The sequence below is a fragment of the Pseudoalteromonas luteoviolacea NCIMB 1944 genome, from assembly GCF_001625565.1.
Lineage (GTDB): Bacteria > Pseudomonadota > Gammaproteobacteria > Enterobacterales > Alteromonadaceae > Pseudoalteromonas > Pseudoalteromonas luteoviolacea_F.
Genome location: NZ_AUXS01000002.1, coordinates 40,931 through 58,469 on the forward strand (window position 1 = coordinate 40,931; position 17,539 = coordinate 58,469).

The 17,539-nt window shown below is 39.5% G+C and carries 15 protein-coding genes; 4 read left to right on the forward strand and 11 right to left on the reverse strand.

Annotation, left to right across the window (positions count from 1 at the left end; all coding sequences use genetic code 11):
* Positions 1-15 precede the first annotated feature (15 nt).
* The 4 genes from N483_RS00160 to N483_RS00175 form a co-directional block, all read right to left on the reverse strand.
* Positions 16-3,048 (reverse strand): efflux RND transporter permease subunit, encoded by a 3,033-nt coding sequence (locus N483_RS00160; protein WP_023399151.1) that lies wholly within the window; start codon positions 3,046-3,048, stop codon positions 16-18.
* Positions 3,041-4,123 (reverse strand): efflux RND transporter periplasmic adaptor subunit, encoded by a 1,083-nt coding sequence (locus tag N483_RS00165; RefSeq protein ID WP_023399152.1) that lies wholly within the window; start codon positions 4,121-4,123, stop codon positions 3,041-3,043. Before N483_RS00165 ends, N483_RS00160 begins: the two co-directional genes overlap by 8 nt.
* Positions 4,113-4,856 carry a MipA/OmpV family protein gene (locus N483_RS00170; protein ID WP_023399153.1) on the reverse strand — a complete coding sequence of 248 codons (744 nt, stop codon included), beginning with the start codon at positions 4,854-4,856 and terminating at the stop codon, positions 4,113-4,115. The genes N483_RS00165 and N483_RS00170 overlap by 11 nt, the downstream gene beginning before the upstream one ends.
* Positions 4,857-5,121: 265 nt before the next feature.
* A complete protein-coding gene (locus N483_RS00175; protein WP_023399154.1) occupies positions 5,122-6,249 on the reverse strand; it encodes a hypothetical protein in 1,128 nt (375 codons plus the stop codon).
* Positions 6,250-6,620: 371 nt separating this feature from the next.
* Between N483_RS00175 and N483_RS00180 the strand changes: the two genes are divergently transcribed.
* From N483_RS00180 to N483_RS00195, 4 genes are all read left to right on the forward strand, one after another.
* Positions 6,621-7,034 (forward strand): LexA family protein, encoded by a 414-nt coding sequence (locus tag N483_RS00180; protein WP_023399155.1) that lies wholly within the window; start codon positions 6,621-6,623, stop codon positions 7,032-7,034.
* The gene (locus N483_RS00185) at positions 7,022-8,278 is read left to right on the forward strand and encodes a Y-family DNA polymerase (protein WP_023399156.1); all 1,257 of its coding nucleotides are present in this window, start codon (positions 7,022-7,024) and stop codon (positions 8,276-8,278) included. Before N483_RS00180 ends, N483_RS00185 begins: the two co-directional genes overlap by 13 nt.
* 231 nt (positions 8,279-8,509) lie before the next feature.
* The gene (locus N483_RS00190) at positions 8,510-8,851 is read left to right on the forward strand and encodes a hypothetical protein (protein WP_023399157.1); all 342 of its coding nucleotides are present in this window, start codon (positions 8,510-8,512) and stop codon (positions 8,849-8,851) included.
* 64 nt (positions 8,852-8,915) lie between these two features.
* Positions 8,916-9,380 (forward strand): hypothetical protein, encoded by a 465-nt coding sequence (locus N483_RS00195; RefSeq protein WP_023399158.1) that lies wholly within the window; start codon positions 8,916-8,918, stop codon positions 9,378-9,380.
* 246 nt (positions 9,381-9,626) lie between these two features.
* Here N483_RS00195 and N483_RS00200 read toward each other — a convergent pair whose 3' ends face one another.
* From N483_RS00200 to N483_RS00225, 7 genes are all read right to left on the reverse strand, one after another.
* Complete coding sequence (locus N483_RS00200) at positions 9,627-9,896, reverse strand: hypothetical protein (RefSeq protein WP_023399159.1); 270 nt, start codon at positions 9,894-9,896, stop codon at positions 9,627-9,629.
* Between the two features lie 187 nt (positions 9,897-10,083).
* Entirely contained in the window at positions 10,084-10,266 is a 183-nt protein-coding gene (locus N483_RS00205) for a hypothetical protein (protein WP_023399160.1), read from the reverse strand.
* An 854-nt stretch (positions 10,267-11,120) separates the two neighbouring features.
* A complete protein-coding gene (locus tag N483_RS27190) occupies positions 11,121-11,279 on the reverse strand; it encodes a hypothetical protein (RefSeq protein WP_023399161.1) in 159 nt (52 codons plus the stop codon).
* A 555-nt stretch (positions 11,280-11,834) separates the two neighbouring features.
* Positions 11,835-12,767, reverse strand: coding sequence for a TolB family protein (locus tag N483_RS00210; RefSeq protein ID WP_023399162.1), 933 nt, complete (start codon positions 12,765-12,767; stop codon positions 11,835-11,837).
* Between the two features lie 194 nt (positions 12,768-12,961).
* On the reverse strand, positions 12,962-14,146 hold the full coding sequence (locus N483_RS00215; RefSeq protein WP_023399163.1) for a response regulator: 1,185 nt from the start codon (positions 14,144-14,146) through the stop codon (positions 12,962-12,964).
* Positions 14,133-14,489 carry an Hpt domain-containing protein gene (locus N483_RS00220; protein ID WP_023399164.1) on the reverse strand — a complete coding sequence of 119 codons (357 nt, stop codon included), beginning with the start codon at positions 14,487-14,489 and terminating at the stop codon, positions 14,133-14,135. Before N483_RS00220 ends, N483_RS00215 begins: the two co-directional genes overlap by 14 nt.
* Positions 14,473-17,109: an ATP-binding protein gene (locus N483_RS00225; RefSeq protein ID WP_023399165.1), complete on the reverse strand. Its 2,637-nt coding sequence runs from the start codon at positions 17,107-17,109 to the stop codon at positions 14,473-14,475. The genes N483_RS00220 and N483_RS00225 overlap by 17 nt, the downstream gene beginning before the upstream one ends.
* Positions 17,110-17,539 lie beyond the last annotated feature (430 nt).

A 17,539-nucleotide genomic window follows, 5' to 3' on the forward strand; every position in this document is an offset into this window, starting at 1 on the left:
GGTCGATTATCCTTTTTATTGTAAGCTCACATTTATTCGATTTTTATACCGATTTGGTTCAATTAACCAACTCATTAATATTGGCATAATATACAACATCATCAATGTCGAGCTTATTAATCCACCTATAACAGTCCAAGCCAGTGGAGGCCATAACGGGCTTTCTCCAGATGTGAGAGGTAACATGCCAATAATGGTGGTTATAGTGGTCAACATAATAGCCCTTAGCCGATTTGAAACTGCAAGCCTTATTGCTGCATCTTTATTGTGGCCATCAATTATACCTTCTATTGATTTTTCTATGAGTAATATAGCGGTATTTACCACAATCCCCACCAGTGCGAGTATGCCTAGCAGTGACATAAAACCAAAAGGAACTCCTACTAAGGACAGCATTATTGGCGCACCAACTATACTAAAAGGAATAGTCATCATAACCAATACAGTTAATTTGTATGAATTAAATTGCAGAATAAGGGCAATGAACAGCAGTATTATTCCAGCGGGTAGCGCTAGTAATAACGCGCTATTTGCCTCTTGAGATTCTTCTAGCTCTCCGCCAAACTGCAAAGTGACGCCATGCTTTTTAGCAATGGCAAGTAATGCTGGCTGGAGTGATTCAAGTAATATGCTCTCATCAGTGCCTGATGTAACGTCAGATAGTATCCGAAGCTCTTCGCGGCCATTTCGACGTGTTTCAACGGCCTTTTCACCGACCAGTTGCGCGTTTACAAACGCTGAAATAGGTAAAAATTGATTCTTATGGTCAACGACTTGTGTCGACATAATGCGCTCTACAGTTTGATTTGAGCTGGTATCTTGCAGCAGTAATGTTATGGGTTCTGTTTTAAAAGTTAAGTCGCTAAGGTGTAGCCCTGTTCCTTGCCATGCAAGATAATCGGCTAATGCACTCTCGTTTAGCCCCACCTGTTTCAACGATTGCTGTTCAATCAGCATGCTCAATTGCACTACGCCGTAGCTGTAGTCTCTTCGAACATGTGCGGTGTCAGTTTGTTCGTTTAACAACATAAATACGTTTTCGGCAGCTTTGAGGTTTGCTTCTGTTTGATTGCTTATAAGCCTTATCTCGATGGGACTTTCGATTGGCGGCCCTTGGCCAAATTCTCTGGCAAGTATCAAAGCGCCGTCGAAAGCTTGGGGCAACAAAGTATTGAACTGCTCTACTACTTCTCCAACAATAGTTTCCTCTGTGACCTCAAAAACGACCCTAGCAATATGGCTTTCTCCAGGTTGTTGAACAAGGTTGTAATAAAAGCGTGGGCCTGATGAGCCGCTAAAAGTGAGCGTTTGGGTTACGAAATCGAGTGTTTGAATATATTGGCTTATTTGCTGCGCAAGGTTTGCCGTCTTGGTTATATCGCTTCCCAGCGGCAGTTGAATATCAACATAGCCTTGGTTTCGATTTGTTTTTGGAAAAAACTCGCCGGTCGCGGATGGTAATAAAGGGATCAAAATCAGAACGCCTAGCATGACAATGATGACAGTTTTGGGGTTTGCTAAGGAAAATTGCGCAATGCGATTTCCGATGACGGAAAACTGACTTTGCCTTTTTGCTGACTCATGGCGACTCTGAAATAGACAGTTTGCCATAACTGGTACGAATGAAAGTGCTATAAGATAACTTAAACTGATACAAAGAATAACTAGGATTGGGATCGTTGATATAAAGTCGGCGACGCTACCTTTTGCCAGCAACATGGGAAGAAAAGCTGCAATGGTAGTAATTGTCGCGGTTGCTAAAGGTTTGTAAAGGTCCTTTACAGCTAGCTTACTGGCTTCTAAATGGCTTTTCCCTTTATCCATTAGCTGTAAGATCTTTTCTGCCATAACGATGCTGTTGTCCACCATAAGACCCAGAGAAATTACCAATCCTGCTATTGTCATTTGATGTAAAACACCACCAGCTGCGGTAAAAAAACCAAGGGCAGACAATGCGATTGCAGGAATTGTGACAACCACGACAATAGCTGTTCTGACAGACATCAGTAAAATTAAGATAACAGCTACGGCAATGCATCCAGTTGCCAAGGAGTTGAGCAAGTCAGATTTCCGTTTTTTTGTCCATTTAGGTTGAAACAAAACGATTTTTGCGGGGTTATTGGCAAACCTCAGATTGAATTCTTCTACGACTTGCCTGATTGCATCTCCCACTTCTGTAACTCTAACAGTATTTGCAGGAAGCGAAATTGCTAAACCGACCACTCGTTGCCCATTAACCATAAACTGCTCTGGTGCTATTGGGTTTGGGCGATAATAAATATCAGCGATGGTCGAAAGAGATACTGGATTTGCATTATCAAGGGACACTTGACTATTCTTGATATCATCGATTGATTGAAGTCTTCCCAAAGGGTTGGTGTTGGTTGTTATTCCACCAGCTTGGAAACTCGCTCCACGCCCAGAAGTGCTTGAAAGCCTTTGGGCAATTTGTTCTGGCGTTACACCAAACTCTTGCATAGCCTTTAGGGTGTAATCAATTACGATCTGCTCATGGGGATCGCCAACGAGATTTACACTACGAATAGTTGAAAGTTGCTCCAATTCGGTTCTAAGCTCAATGGCTAATGCCCTCTTTGCCAATATATCACTTGGTTGTGTGATAGCGATTACGATGCCTTGCGTATCCTGTGCTCTGTCCACAATGTTGGCAGAAATGCCTAGCATGTCACTTTGTTTACTTGTTATATCGTCTTTTATTCGCTCCCATACCGTATCGGTGTCATAAATATGTTCGTGTAGCTCGATGTTAATCACCGCGTTACCGTTTTTAATACGAGACTGATAGGTGCTCACTTCATCAATATTGCTCAAGGTACGCTCCAAAGGCACAACAGCGGCATCTCTAAGTTGTGCAATGGTCATATTGGGCGCTGTGAGTGAGACAAAACCGTTACGGTAGGGAAATTGAGGGTCTTCTTGCTCGCTTGCACTGAACCAACCCGCAAACCCAACCAGTGCAAGGATAAAGACTATACCCACGATGAGGCGTGGGTTTTGATACCAGTAATGTTTAACGCTATCACTCACCTTCCACCTCCAGTACTGCCATCAGGTTGCGATTTATTTTTGTCTCTGGTGTGGTGTCAAATTGAATCTCATCTAAGCTAACCTGAGCAGAGACTAGTAAATTGTCGCCTCTGCTACCTTGCACTTGAACTTTATAGAAAGCGTGGGATTTATCTAGCATGTAGCTATTGCCATGCGGACCAAACCGAACAGCGCTAGAGTGAACGCTGTATATGACATTGTCTGTAGCATTGATTTTTAATTGGGCTGTTAGACCTAATAGCTCGGGCGTAGTCTCTGCAATATGAACTGTAATTTTGAACAAAGAAGGACCCAGCTTACTTGGGATCGCTTTTTCAGCAACTGTCGCAGCTATACTTTTATTAAGTGCACCTATGTGGATCGGTACTTCTACGCCGGCTAAAAGTGTCATGGCATCTCGTTCAGGTATTAAAAATTCAATTTTGAATACCCCTGTTTCTTCAACCCGCACAATAGGTACCGACGAAGATACAAATTGTCCTTCTCTGGCATACAGTGCTGCTACAACGCCGTCGTGAGGCGCGTAAATAGATATATCATCGAGTAGATTATTAGCCTCCGTTAACTGTGCCTTCATTTGTCGAACCTTTTCCTGTGCCACTTGTGCTGTTTTTTGTGCGTATTCAAGCTGTGCTTCAGAGGACAAACCTTTTGCTCGCAAGTCTGTAACTCTTTGGTACTCGCTTATTGCCTCTTCGGAGGCTGCCTGCGCAGCGCTTAAGGTTGCCTTTTTCTCTAGAACTTGAGTACTTAATTTAGGAGAGTATAGCCGTGCGATGAGGTCTCCTTGATTGACAAGTTGACCCTCCTTTACAGCAATCCGTTCGACGCGACCGCTATTGAATAGCGCCATGTCGTACCCCCTATTACTTTGCACTTTTCCATAAAACACTTTGCTTGGTGATGGCACTTGTATTGCGCTGACCGTTGGCTGAACAGAAGGGCTAGATTCATCCTCATTAGTTGCTTGTGGGGCTTGACTACACCCTGTTACAGCTAATAACGCGCAGAAAAAGGCTGGGCCATATTTCGACAAAGTAGGCTTAAAATACATAGACATACCCCAACAGCAGTTGGAATGTGCCAGATTTATCGATAAGTGGGGAGTCCTTGATTGTTGTATCAAATGACATGTAGCTAACATCAGCTTTAATCATATGATTTTGTCCGAAAAACCAATCACTGTTGATCCCGATTTCTAGGTTGGTAGCGCTGTCAACTTCGTAAAATGAGCGGTTGGCAGTAGCCTCTGACTGTTTTACACCATAGTAATAATCAGTTAGGTCCTTACTTGCAAAATTGGCTGCAATGTAAGGCTTGATTTGACCCTTATTGAATCTGAAGGGGACGCCATAAGTTAATGTAGCCTCGTATCCTTTATGAGTGCTGCTTGCATCCTGTGTGTATTTTATCGCAAATTCACCAAAGTCAGTGTCAAACTCAGCTTCGAGACCTAAATCGAAGCTCATGTCTCTGTCTTCCATGCCCTTAAATAGATCACTGTCATCTTGTTCGTAACCATCTAGTCGCATCATGCCAATCGCCGAAATCTCAAATGATTCGTTACGATAAAAAGTATAGGATGCATAAGGCCCGAGTAGCCTGAAGTCACCGTATTCAATCGCAATTGCAGGAACGAACTGAGTTTCGTTTCCGACATCCTTATACCCTTCATCTTGGGTGATAAGCGCGCCACCTAAGCCAATCTTTAGTTCACTATCTTCTTCTGATTGAGCTTGGTAACTCACTGCGATTGTTAGCGCTAGCAAAAATTTGGAAAGTTTCATATATAGTCCTTAAAAGTTTTGTCTTGGTGACGTTTTGTTTTAAAAGTTGTCTCTACAAGGCAAACAATAATTCAGGAAACTTTCTCGAAACTTACAAAGTGGTAATTTATTAGCCTATTACGGAGTTACTTATATTGATGGGTTGATACAGGCATTTTTGAAGTTTGCTCAAAAAAGGGAGAAGTTTTCTAGCATTGAGCTTAATAATTGAAAATGACAATGGGGCAAATATACCATTGTCATTAGGTTTTGATGTATACGAGACTTAATATTCTACAGACATGGGAAGTAACTGGAGGAGGCTATCATCAGTGCCCTCTAAAGCACTAAAGTTTATGTTTTCAATGATATTTGCGTTTAAATATTCGGACAGTGAGATCCCCTGACGAGTTGCATCTTGAAAACTCCCATATCGATTTGTTTGGACCGCAAAATTCATGGACCAGATTGCGTGAGTTGCTCGTTTATATGATGCTCCTTGTTGAAAAGTTGCGTGTTGCCAAGGGATTTCCCACTGAACTTTAGTTTGGTATTGGTTTGTGAAAGCGTTTTTGCTGTGTGTAAGAGTAAAGAAGTTTGACAGGAATGCTTTTGCATTAGAGCGATCTTTACCTAAACCAAATAGGTCATTATCAAGCCATACTTCAAAGTCTGTTGGAAGTACCTTATTTATACTGGTTAGGTCCTCGCGAAACTTAAGCTCATTGATGTATGCGTTAACTGTAAACTCACCTTTAAAAGGCAGTGCAAACTGCAAAGGACCGTCTTTGTCAAAGTTAGGGTAGTTGAGGTAACTATAGTCGCAGCGAATACTATCGTGGTTCATACAGTATTTTATTACGCCATCTAAAAGCCCATATTCATTCCCTTTTAAATCGATTGGTTGCTGAACTACAAGGCTGTAATCTTGGTTATCAGTTACGCTTTCCAGTAGCTCTAATAGTGCCTGTCTATTGTATCTGAGTGAGTTTAGGCGGTAGCCTGGTATTGAGTCCATGGAAATTAAAGAAATTTCAATGAAATCCGAGTGCTGAACTTTCTCAAGGGCTTCGGAAAGTGGGATGGTTGCTTTTAACGTTGTCTGGCTATGTGTTCTTGGAAATGTTTCGTTGTAAGCGAGAAGCCCTACCGGTGAAGCTTCAATGTCAAAGTACAAGTACTGAAGACCTTTTGGGGCCGCTACAGTTGCTGACAAATGAGGTTCACCATTTATTTCTTCGATATTAAACCCTAAAAACCTAGTCTCAGGGGCGCTATCTGCTACTTGGCCTGTTATAGCTTCATCTTCCCAAGCGTGGTTTTCGTTATGGCTGCGTGCCTCAAAAGGGGCTGATAATACACTGTTTGAACTGATGGCTACGGACATTAAAAACAGACACTTTATTAATTTCATTATCTTTTCCTTAGTTAATTCGTTGATAAAGGTCCACATTACAAACTGCCTTTATGGCTTTGCGTGGAATAAGTGGTGATGGGTTTTCTAAACTTCTGATTTGTATTGCTTTATAATTTCACATATCAATATCTTTGAATGTATAGGCCTTTTTTGTGACCCCTCTTTGACCCCTCAATAATGGGGTCATTAAAGGTAGTTAAAATCTTAAACTAAAGCACTAAGCATTTTCGGTTGCTAACTTACTATTTGAGCAACTACTTTTCAATTATGAATATAAAATTTTAATTAACTGTTAAATGTAACTATTAAACTTGATCCTTAAAGCTCTCCCAATCTATACTGTATATGTATACAGTATAGGTTGACGTATGAAAGTAATACCAATTAAGGCACAAGCTGGGATCACAGGATTTGAATCTCCCGCGGCCGAATACAGAGAACTAGGACTGTCTTTAGATCAATTATTAGTGCGACACCCAAATGCAACGTTTATCGGACTAGCGTCAGGCGACTCAATGCAAGGTGTTGGGATTTTTGACGGCGATCTACTTGTTGTAGATAGAGCTGTCCAGCCGCAGCAGAACGATGTGATAGTTGCGAATTTTAATAATGAGTTTGTATGTAAACTTATAGATATGGAGAACAGGCTATTACGCTCTGCATCTCCCATATATTCTCCAGTCCGAATTAGTGATTGCGATAATTTCCAATTAGAGGGTGTTGTCATTGGTTCAGTGCGTATGCACCGTTCAAATTCGGAATTGACTAAATGTATGCACTAGTAGATGCGACATCGTTTTATGCGTCTGCGGAGAAAGTATTCGATCCAAGCATACGCAAAAAGCCCGTTGTTGTTTTATCGAATAATGATGGGTGTATTGTGGCTGCATCGCCAGAGGCCCGGCGTTTAGGCGTTCCAAAGTTTGAGCCATACTTTAAATTCAAAGATGCACTTGTAAAGCACGGTGTAGTGATCAAATCATCTAATTATGAGCTCTATGCTGACCTGTCAGACAAGATGATGAACGTCATTAATCAATTTAGCGACAACCACTATATCTACTCTATCGATGAGTCATTCCTAAAGTTTGACGGGTATTCTGACGTTGTTTCATCTTGGTATGACTATGGTCATTTGATACGCCGTTCCGTTTGGCGAAATACTAAATTGCCCGTAGGAGTTGGCTTTGGCCTAACCCCAACGCTTGCAAAAGCAGCAAATCACGCAGCTAAAAAGTTTCCAGGTGCAACAGGTGTTGCAGTAATCGATAACGAGCAAAGTCGCAGACAGATACTTTCTAAAATTAGCGTAGGCGATGTTTGGGGAATTGGCCGCAGACTAACAAAGAAGCTTCAGCTATTCGGCATTGAAACAGCGCTCGATTTAGCAAAACAAAACCCACGACTGATGCGCCAACAATTCAGCGTTGTGCTCGAGCGTACTATCGCAGAGTTAAATGGTGAGGAATGTCTATCTTGGAGCGAGGTAAAGCAACGAAAGAAGGAGGTCTATAGTACCCGAAGCTTTGGTGAGCGCGTTACTGACCCAATTTCCCTTAAAGCTTCGCTCGCTTCACACTGCTCTATCGTTACCAAAAAGCTACGCAAGCAAAAATCACTGGCAAAACGCATTGTGATATTTGCCCATAGTTCACCACACGAAAATGACTATTTCAAAAAGTCATTTATTAAAGAGCTTCCCGTATCAAGTAATGATGCTACGGTGTTTGCCAATGCTGTTGAGAGCATATTTAGTCAATTATATAAACCGGGTGTACGGTACTACAAAGCTGGCATAGGTGCTATTGAGCTAGAAGATGATGTATTTCAGCAATCTGATATGTTTAATCAATCTCAAGACAAGCCGGAATTAATGAGATGCTTAGATGAAATAAACAATAGGTATGGCTCTGCTGCTGCGCGTATTGGGTCTGAGTTGCAAACCCAAAAATGGGAAATGCGCAGAGAGTTTTTGTCTCCACGCTATACGACAAGGTGGCCGGATATTCCTGTAATTAAATGCTGAGTTTTTATCCACAGATTTTGTGTGTAGAGTGTGTTTAACCCTGGTTGGTCAACAAGCAATATTCCAACACAACCAAGTAACAAGGAGCCTCTACCTTTCGTTGTTTTATTATACTGTGCTGGAACAACGGCCAATTAGAAAAAGTTTCCCACTACAAATCACAAATCCTGCAATGACTCGTCACTATTGATATTAACTTGATTGGTAAATAAATTGATGGTGATTTAGATTATGCAAACCACACAACCTCTCCGTTCAAAAAACACGGCCTCTAGTAGAGGGGTCGATAAAAACATTAGAAACACTACAACCCACAAGGATGGCCTAGAAAAACTGTATACGGAAAGGTCCAATCTTGATGCTGACAATGAGTTTGCATCAACAGCTAAATCGATTTACGCGGGTAATAAAGCGATTTTTGGTGACTTGGTGGAGTTGTATAGACCAAAAGCTGTAGAAATAAAAGAAGGGGATTCAGAACAAGTTAAAGCCCAAAAAAACCTTTTATTGGCAGTAAATGCTCCTTCCCGCCTTGGACCCACGCGGGTCAAATCATACAAAAAAATCAGATAAATGGGAAAAAGAAAAGCCACTAATTGATTTAGTTAAAACTTTAGCCAAATAAAAGTACAATGTTGTGTTTGATTATGAGCTTGCGAATCCTTTCCTTAATAAATCTCCGGCACATACAGCTCTAAAAAAAGATAAAATAAGCCACACACTCTTTAAAAATCAATATAGTTACTCACCCATGAGTAAGTCTGAAAAGCTTGTAGTGCTAATGCATGAAGTAGACCACATGAAAAGGAAAAATAAAGCCTATGATCAAGGTAAGGATAGTTATTTTGGTGATAGTGAGTTTGGTAAAGCGCGAGAAGAATTTGAAGCAACAAGAACTGAATTGAATAACTTAAGAACATTAAAAACCAAAGGAGGTGTTTTTGTAAATCAGCAGTATTCGCTAGGAAAGTTAATAGAGCATGCAAACACAGCCAATAAAAATGCTAAACCTGAGGATAAAAATCTGGTTAAGGAAATGGAAGAAACAGTAGCGAGTGAAACACGGAAAACCAGAGAGTTTTATGATGGAAATCTCCCTTAATAAATAGCTTTGCCTCCTTTTAATTGGCCTATTTTAAGCGGGGTTCAAGCTAATTTGGCCACCGTTTCATTGAAACAATCTAAGGCACTAAATACGCCTTTGATTTAAATTACTTTAAGTGGATCGGGAATGCTACCCGGCCCAGAACCGCACAAGCTAATAACAATTTGGACTTTATTCAACCTTGATAATTGCCTTTGAATCATAGATAGAGCTGTTTTACTCTTTATCTTATGACCTTCATTCTCAGAAATATCCTGAAGCCTTTTTATTATCTCCCAGCTCTCGCGCACGCTTATAACTACCATATGCTTGGTTAGGTGCATCAAGTTCCTCGCAAAAGTCATCTGCAAACTTGGTACTGGATTTAGGGCTGCTACCTTGGTAATCAGCTTTGATCACTGGATACTGGCTTAAGGGAGTATCGGCATTAGTTACAGCCATAATTTGCCGAGCGAGCATATAACTCGCACCTAATACATAACTGACTATGTGTAAGACTAGAGTGTAAAGCATCTAGATAACATTAATTGTTAGTGATGATACACGAATTTTTAAATTGGAAACTGGTGTTGATTATATTGATAGGTGCTATTCGATAAAGATAAGACTTATATGGGGAAACAAAGTAATTATAAGGAGGCGACAAAAACGCCTCCCAATGCCTGAAAATAACAGGCATATTTAAAGTATTCGTACTTTATTAAAAAGTAACTGGTACACCACCACTTGTAACTGTTTCTGATGGTTGGTCATCAATAATACAAGCTGGGCCACCAGAACATGCACCACGACCACCACCAACATTAGGTGTCATTGCTTTATTAAGCATGTTTTTTGTTTCAGATAGGTTTTTGATTTTTTTCTTCATTATTTTTAGTTTCATAACGTTCTTCCTTTAATAAAACACTTGTTTTTTAATCTGGTTTTGAATTTAACATGATTATTTATAATTGCAATGGTTTATCTTGCGATTTATGAAATTAATATATGTTTGGTTGGTTTTTGATCAGTTTGTATGTGGTGTTGTTTGTTTTTAAAATTCATTTAATATTAGTTGTTTGCATGGCTTTATGTTGATCGGTTTGAACAGTTTGGTGTTTAGAGTTGAACGTGTAGTGTTGTGCTAAAAGCAATATAATTTTGTAAAAAATGAATTTCAAACCATTATAAAAATGTAGTGGATAATTGGTACTTTAAAATAGTTTACATTTTCATGGTTAGATCTTTTAAGTGGGTAGCTTGCAAATTATGCTTTAAACAAACTTTAGGTAGGTATTAAACGTGTTTTTAAATAAAGGTAGGCTGAAGAATATGGCCTATCAAATATTGAAGCCTTTTAGAGTATTGTCTGTTTTTTATAACATCTGGATTGGCTATGTGTTAGCTAAAGTGCGTTTGTCACAATAATGAGGTTTCGATTTGTGGGTTTATAATGTGCTTGCAAGTGCGTTAGGTTTACTCCGGGTTAAATATAGAAAGTATCCTAATTGATTGGATGCAATAAGTAAAACACGCCAAGAGGTTTTACTTTAGGCTTTCCATAGGCTGCACAGCTTCCTCAATGCTCTTAATTTACAAAAAATCTAAATTAGAATGATGTTTAAATTGGCAAGTCCATAATCGATGTGGTTTAGCAGGCACACGAAAAGTTAATGTTGCGCTATTTCCTTTTATGGTTCAAAACAAGATTAGATAAAGAGGTGCTAATACACCTCTCCAATCTCTTTTATGTGGCTATTAGCACATACAAGCGTAGAATCTATTACCAGTTTCAGATTCTGCCGGGCGACATCTGTAAGTGCTACCAGCTCCACCAATGTTTGGTGTTGCGTTATTGTCTAGAGTTTTCTCATTGCTTAATTGCTTAAGTTTTTGTTTTTTTAATGCAAGTTTCATTACTTATTTCCTTATTTTAGCTAGTTTTTAACTTTAAATAACTCGTACAGAGTTGGTCTGCAAAAGCTATTTAACATTAATAGCATCATTGAGTAACATATTACAAGTTTTAGGGTAGCAAAATTAATTTATGCGGAGAGAACGTTAAAATAAGCGAGTTTAACTAATTGTAATCCCATGTTTTAAATGCTTATTTATTTCTGGTGGCGGTCTGGGTGTCCGATGCCGTTTAGTAGTTTCTACACAAAAAACGCTATTTCACTACTCTGGCTGGGGGTTTTTCTGGCTATTTATAAATTTGAGTTATATTAAGGTTAAACCTTATTGCTAAATATGCTGAGTTTAGAAGAAAAATTGTACATGTTGTTGTACATTTTTTCCCGCACTTTGATTTTTTACTCTTACACAATGTTGTTTTGTGTTGTTCAGGGCTACAGATGATATTTATCGGACACCACAGGCTGGTTTGATAGCATAATCATGAAGCCCTGACTGGGAGTGTACGAGTCTAGCTAAGGTATGTTAACTATTACCGCCTTATATATTTGAAGGGATTTATTGGTTTTCCTTCAGTTTCGATAATAGCTTGTCATCGAGTTTAATTACTGAGTTAACTTGTGATCCACTCGTGAGCCTCTTAGTTAGCGAGGAGCCGCCTCGATGTATTGAAAATACATCGTAAAAGTCACTTTCGTTTTGCGATATAAAATAGATGTAATTACTATCTGCTGACCAAGCTGGATCCCAATCTTCTACGTTATTGAATGTAAGGCGTCGTTGGGCAGAACCATCTATGTTCATAACGTAAACTTCTTGGTTACCATCTCTATTGGACAAAAACGCAATGTACTTGCCATTAGGTGAAACTGCGGGAGAGCGATTATTTGAATTTGTATATGTAAGTTGGACCTTATTGTTGCCTTGTATGTCAGCAATGAATAGTTGGCTTTGCTTAGAGTTTGATTGGAATACGATTTTGCCATCAGGTAAAAAGCTTGCGGCCCTTCCATTTAAGGTGCGGAGTTGGCGTTGATTATTCCCATTTGCATCCATAAGCCATATTTCTTCTTGCCACTGGTCACTTGCATCTTTATATTCTCGTGAGAAGATGATGCTGCTCCCATCTGGTGACCATGATGGCGCACTATCCCAAACAAACTTCTCTTCAGTAAGCCTTTTTACGTTGGCTCCGTCTAAACCTACTGTATGAATGGACCATGTTTTGTTGTTATCGTACTTGCTATAGAACGCGATGCTTTTGCCATTCGGTGAAATGGATGGATATCCGTCATTATTAGTTAAATCAATCACTTTAAGCCGGTTTTGGCCATATTCGTCACTCAGGAATACAGACCGGTTATTCCCTTCTTTAGCTGAATAGATAAATGAATACCCATGCGGTTCAGCACTTTGATTGACAGCACAGCTACTAAGCAGTACCAAAGTAATAGCAGCCAAGGTTGTTTTACAACAGATATTTTGTGTCATGGTTACCTCGAATTCGTGTGTTTGTTGGTAAAAAACTGTGGAGGTCTTAGGTTATCTGTTGCGACGCTCAAAATGATGACGTGAGATTGACGTACGGTTGATTTTCAGTTGAATTTTATATAATCATATTAAACAATGGCTTACCGCAATAGTCAGCAACTGCCCTAAGCGTTAAAAGTTTGTTTTGTCTGTATTTAAGTGCCAATTGCTTTGTTGACGACCGCTAGGATTTCTTTTTTCGTCGATGGTTTTAGAATATATCCGTCGAGACCGTGCTCGGCCCACTTTTTTACTAATTGCTTATTTTTGTTCCCTGTTAACGCAATTACTGGTGTCTTGATATTTTTTCCGACGTTTCGAATATGTTTTGTTGTATTTAAGCCGTCTAAATTTGGCAAAAAGAGATCCATTACAATTAAGTCATACTGAGTACGTTTTATTTTCTTTATGGCGGCGAGTCCGTCATCGACTTGCTCAATTTCATAACCGACTGTGCTTAGCACATCGCTAATCATTTCTCTGTATATATGGTTGTCTTCAACTAGTAAAATAGAATGCTGTTGATTAGCATGGGTATCCAAAAATGCATTGCCACTCGATGAGTCAACTGAGTTATCCTCACATTTTGTATGGATTGGTTGTTGGAGTTGCTTCATTAAAAGGCTGTTTAAATCTTGCGACTGTTTTAACCCATTCACTAGATCTAGGAGTTTGGTTGAAAGGGATGTCTCGAGTGCGTTTAGCAGCGGTTGAATGTGCGAATCATTAATTTCTGAAATGAGTTGTTTGTCGATATTGTCGGGCATTTGAGACAAAATATCTTGGTTTATGGAGTTCACTTCTTCCTTGCTCTTGCTAATTTCTTCAACAACCGAAGTCTTGTAGCTTAAGCCTAATTCAATCAACGAATTAAGCTCATCATTTTGATCTTTGACTATTTTGTCTAAAGACTCGATGTAGGAGTCAGTATTAGTAAATTGTTTTAGTCCCTCATAGACAATGAGTTGTAATCTAAATTTTTCATATAGAGGTTGGTATACAAAGTAGCTATCAAATAAATTCTTCAAGCAGCATTTAAATGCCAAACCAGACTCTCGGTTACTGCACAAAAGGACACTATAGTGATTTTTGACTAATCTATTCTCTTTTATCAGTAGGTTATATAAACAAATACTCTTTTTTACGTCAGACAAAGCAAAAAGAATAACTTTAGGTGCTAGTTGCTCAATGTCATCTAACGCAGTTTTTCTTACGACCAAGCAACGAAAATCCTCGGTTTGCTCTGCAATGAGCTCTGTAATGCCTTGAACATCATCTTCTCGATGTGTCAGTACAAGTACTGCCGGGTGGCGTTTTGCAATGCGATTAATGCTGGTCATGGGTAAGCTCCTTTTTTATCGCGTTAAATTCACTATTAAGCTTTATAATGACTTGTTTAATCGCTGCTTTATCTCTTTCGAGGCTGTAGCTTTCAATCGTTTCCAGAAAATAGGCACTACGCTCTGCCCCGACTGCTTTAGCTGACGTTTTTAAAAAATGTGCTTGGCTTTTGATCTCAGAAAAGTCGTCGATGTTAAAAGATTGGATAATGGTTCTTAAAATAACTGATGATTGTTTGAGAAATTCAGTGTGAAACTTTTGAATTTTAGCAGGTTCGTCACCCACTAGTTCAATAATAGTGTCGTGGTTTAGCGTTTTTAATTGATCAAGCTGTGTGTTCATACCAACGCTCCAAAATTGATCTGATGTCGGTGAGTCTTACTGGTTTACACAAAAAGTCATTCATGCCAATTGAAGTACATAAATCCCTTTCGCCTTGCATTGCAGCTCCTGTCACAGCAATGATGGGGATTGGTGGTTTCTCTCGTCTAGCTTCTTCTGTGCGGATCTGTTTTGTCATTTCATAGCCGTCTACTTCTGGCATGTGGCAGTCAGTTAGGATCAGTTTATAGGTATGGCTGTGCCAGTAACTAAACCCTTCTGCACCATTATTCGCTATGTCACAAAAAAGCCCTAATTTCGCCAGCTGAGTTTGGATCAACTTTTGATTGAATGGATTATCTTCGACCAACAAGATATCGTGGTGTCCAAACCCTTCGTCGCTTTTCATCTGGAAAGGAGTTTGCACTTGTTGTGAGTCGCTGGACTCAATTGCAAATTCAAGTTCATCTAAGGCTAGATTGTCTTGTTGCTGAATTTTGATTTGTGTCTCAAATTGCGTGTAGGTAAGTGGTTGATTTGAAAACACAGCCAAATGTGGGAAGGTCAACTCAAAATTAGCTACATGCTCTAAATCGGTATAAACCATTAAGGTTTCTAGTGAGTTTAGCGTATCAATATGTGTTAATAGTGATTTGAAATCACTAGTTAAAATTATATTGACTCCTATGTTTTGATCAAACATGAGGTCTTGGCACTCTAGGGGGACAATCGTTACCGTATACAGGGACTGAAGCAGTTGAATAACATGTTGGTTATCATGAGATAGTTTCCCTAGAGTGAAGCAGTTGAGTGCACTTTTTAAAGGGGTGTCTTTTTCGCCCAGCTCAACCCAAAAAGGCGCTTTTACCGTAAATTGGCTACCTTTATTTAGCTCACTGGTAACGATGATTTGTCCACCCATTAAATCTATCAATTTTCCGCAAATTGAGAGCCCTAAACCAGTTCCTCCAAACTTCCTAGTGGTCGACTTTTCGGCCTGTGTAAATGGAGTAAATAGCTTTTTTATTGTTTCATTACTCATGCCCACGCCGGTATCTGAAATAGAGACCGTTACTTCACTTTGATATATGTTTAAGCGCTTAAAGCTCGATATAACGGTGATCTCTTTCGAACGTACACAATCACTATTGGTGAATTTGATTGCATTACCTAGTATGTTGAGGAGAATTTGTTTAAACCTATTTATATCTCCTTTAATAGGCTGAACTTCATTTTGATTTTCGTAAACTTTTAATTTGATGCCCTTGTCTTTTGCCGATGCTGTAAATGTGCTTACCACATCATAAATGACAGTGGGCAAGTTAAATACGGTGGTTTCTAGTTCCAGCTTTCCTGCTTCTATTTTATTTAAATCCAACAAGTCATTTAAGATGGTGATTAAGTGATCGGCAGATTTTGAAGCTGTATACACTAAATCTTTTGGCTCGCAGCTTAACGAAAAATGAGAAAGCAGATCCAGAGCACCGATAATACCATTGAGTGGCGTTCTGAGCTCGTGGCTGATCATAGATAAAAACTCAGATTTGATTTTGTTCGCACGTTCGGCTTTTTGCAGAGTATTATGAAGTTCCGCGGTCCGGTCATTAACGCGTGTTTCAAGCTCTGAGTTTAATTTTTTCAGCGCCTGTTGAGTGTTATGTATTTCTGTTTGGTCAACGCAGACACCATCTATCCTACAGTGTTCCCCTTTATAATTTTTGCCGACTCTGCCTTGGGCAAATACGTAAATGACCTCGCCGTTTTTTAAGATGCTTCGATAATGTTGTTTAAACTCAATGCCCGTTCTCAAACTTTCATCCAAGGCTTCTTTCACTCTTGGTTTGTCTTCAGGATGAAGAAGTTCAACCCATTTGTTTAGATCTCCAATATCTTCGGGCTCAAGTTTGAAAATCGTATTGGCTAGCATGTCCCACTTCCAATGCCATTGGTTTCCTGACTTTGTTGCCCGCCAGGTTCCAATTTTACCTGCTTCAATTGCCAACTGCTTACTTTCATCCGCGTCGTTCAGAGCAATCACAGTTGTTTTTTCTGCTGTGCAATCTTGCAATGTGCCATTTATCCATTTTCCATCGGGTTTATGAATACAACTTCCTCTCAAAGCGAACCAAGACTTTTGCCCTGAAGACTTTAGCCTAAATTCAAATTGAAGCGGCACACCAAACTGAACATGGTTTTCAAAAAAAAGAGGAAATAGTGCTTGGTCATCTTTATGAACAAGTGAGAGTAATTTTCTCCAAGTCAATGGGGTTTGTACCGCGATACCCAGTAGCTTTTTTGCAATGTCTGATAGATAGAGAGAGTGCGACGCAAGATTGTAGCGCCAAACGCCGATATTTGAACTAGCAACGGCATCAATCAAAAAACTCATTTCTTCTTTGTTTGAGTCATGTGTCTGAATCAAAAAACAATACCCGGTCTCGCATGGAAATCTTTTAATGCTAAGAGGGATGTTATTATAGTGGCCAAGAGAAAAGTTACCGCTAATTAGCTCTAGATTGAAGACCTCATTGAGGTCCATTCCAATTATGTTGTCTTCGCCCAGCAACGTTTGCAAGGCGGCGCTAATAAATTGGATTTGTAGACAGTCATTGGTAACCAAGTGAGGGACTTTGCTATCCATTGTCTTCCTTGCCGCCTAATGGTCTGTGGTATATCTAAACTATAGCAGTAATAACGTATATAGGAGTTTTTTATTAGTAGAAGGCTGTTTTGGCGCTGTTGTTGTAGGTCGTTTTAACCACAGACATCTGAGGAGCTTGTAAACTTCTGTTTATTTGAGAGTCTTTCGCAAGTTTCTGATTTATTGGTTAAATCGTTGAAGCTATAGATATGATCAATCTCACGATGCGTTTGGACGCAAAAATCCAACGGTTTTTCTTGGTTCGGCTTAATTGTACTAACTATTTATATTAAAAAGTTATTAATTCCACGTTCTCAATTCGCCGCGATAATAGATATAGCGAGGTTAACTAATATACAGACTATTGTGAGTCGGCTTTTGATCGAAAAAGATTAAACAATGCGGAGTTAAGTAGGTTGAAAATTTGGCA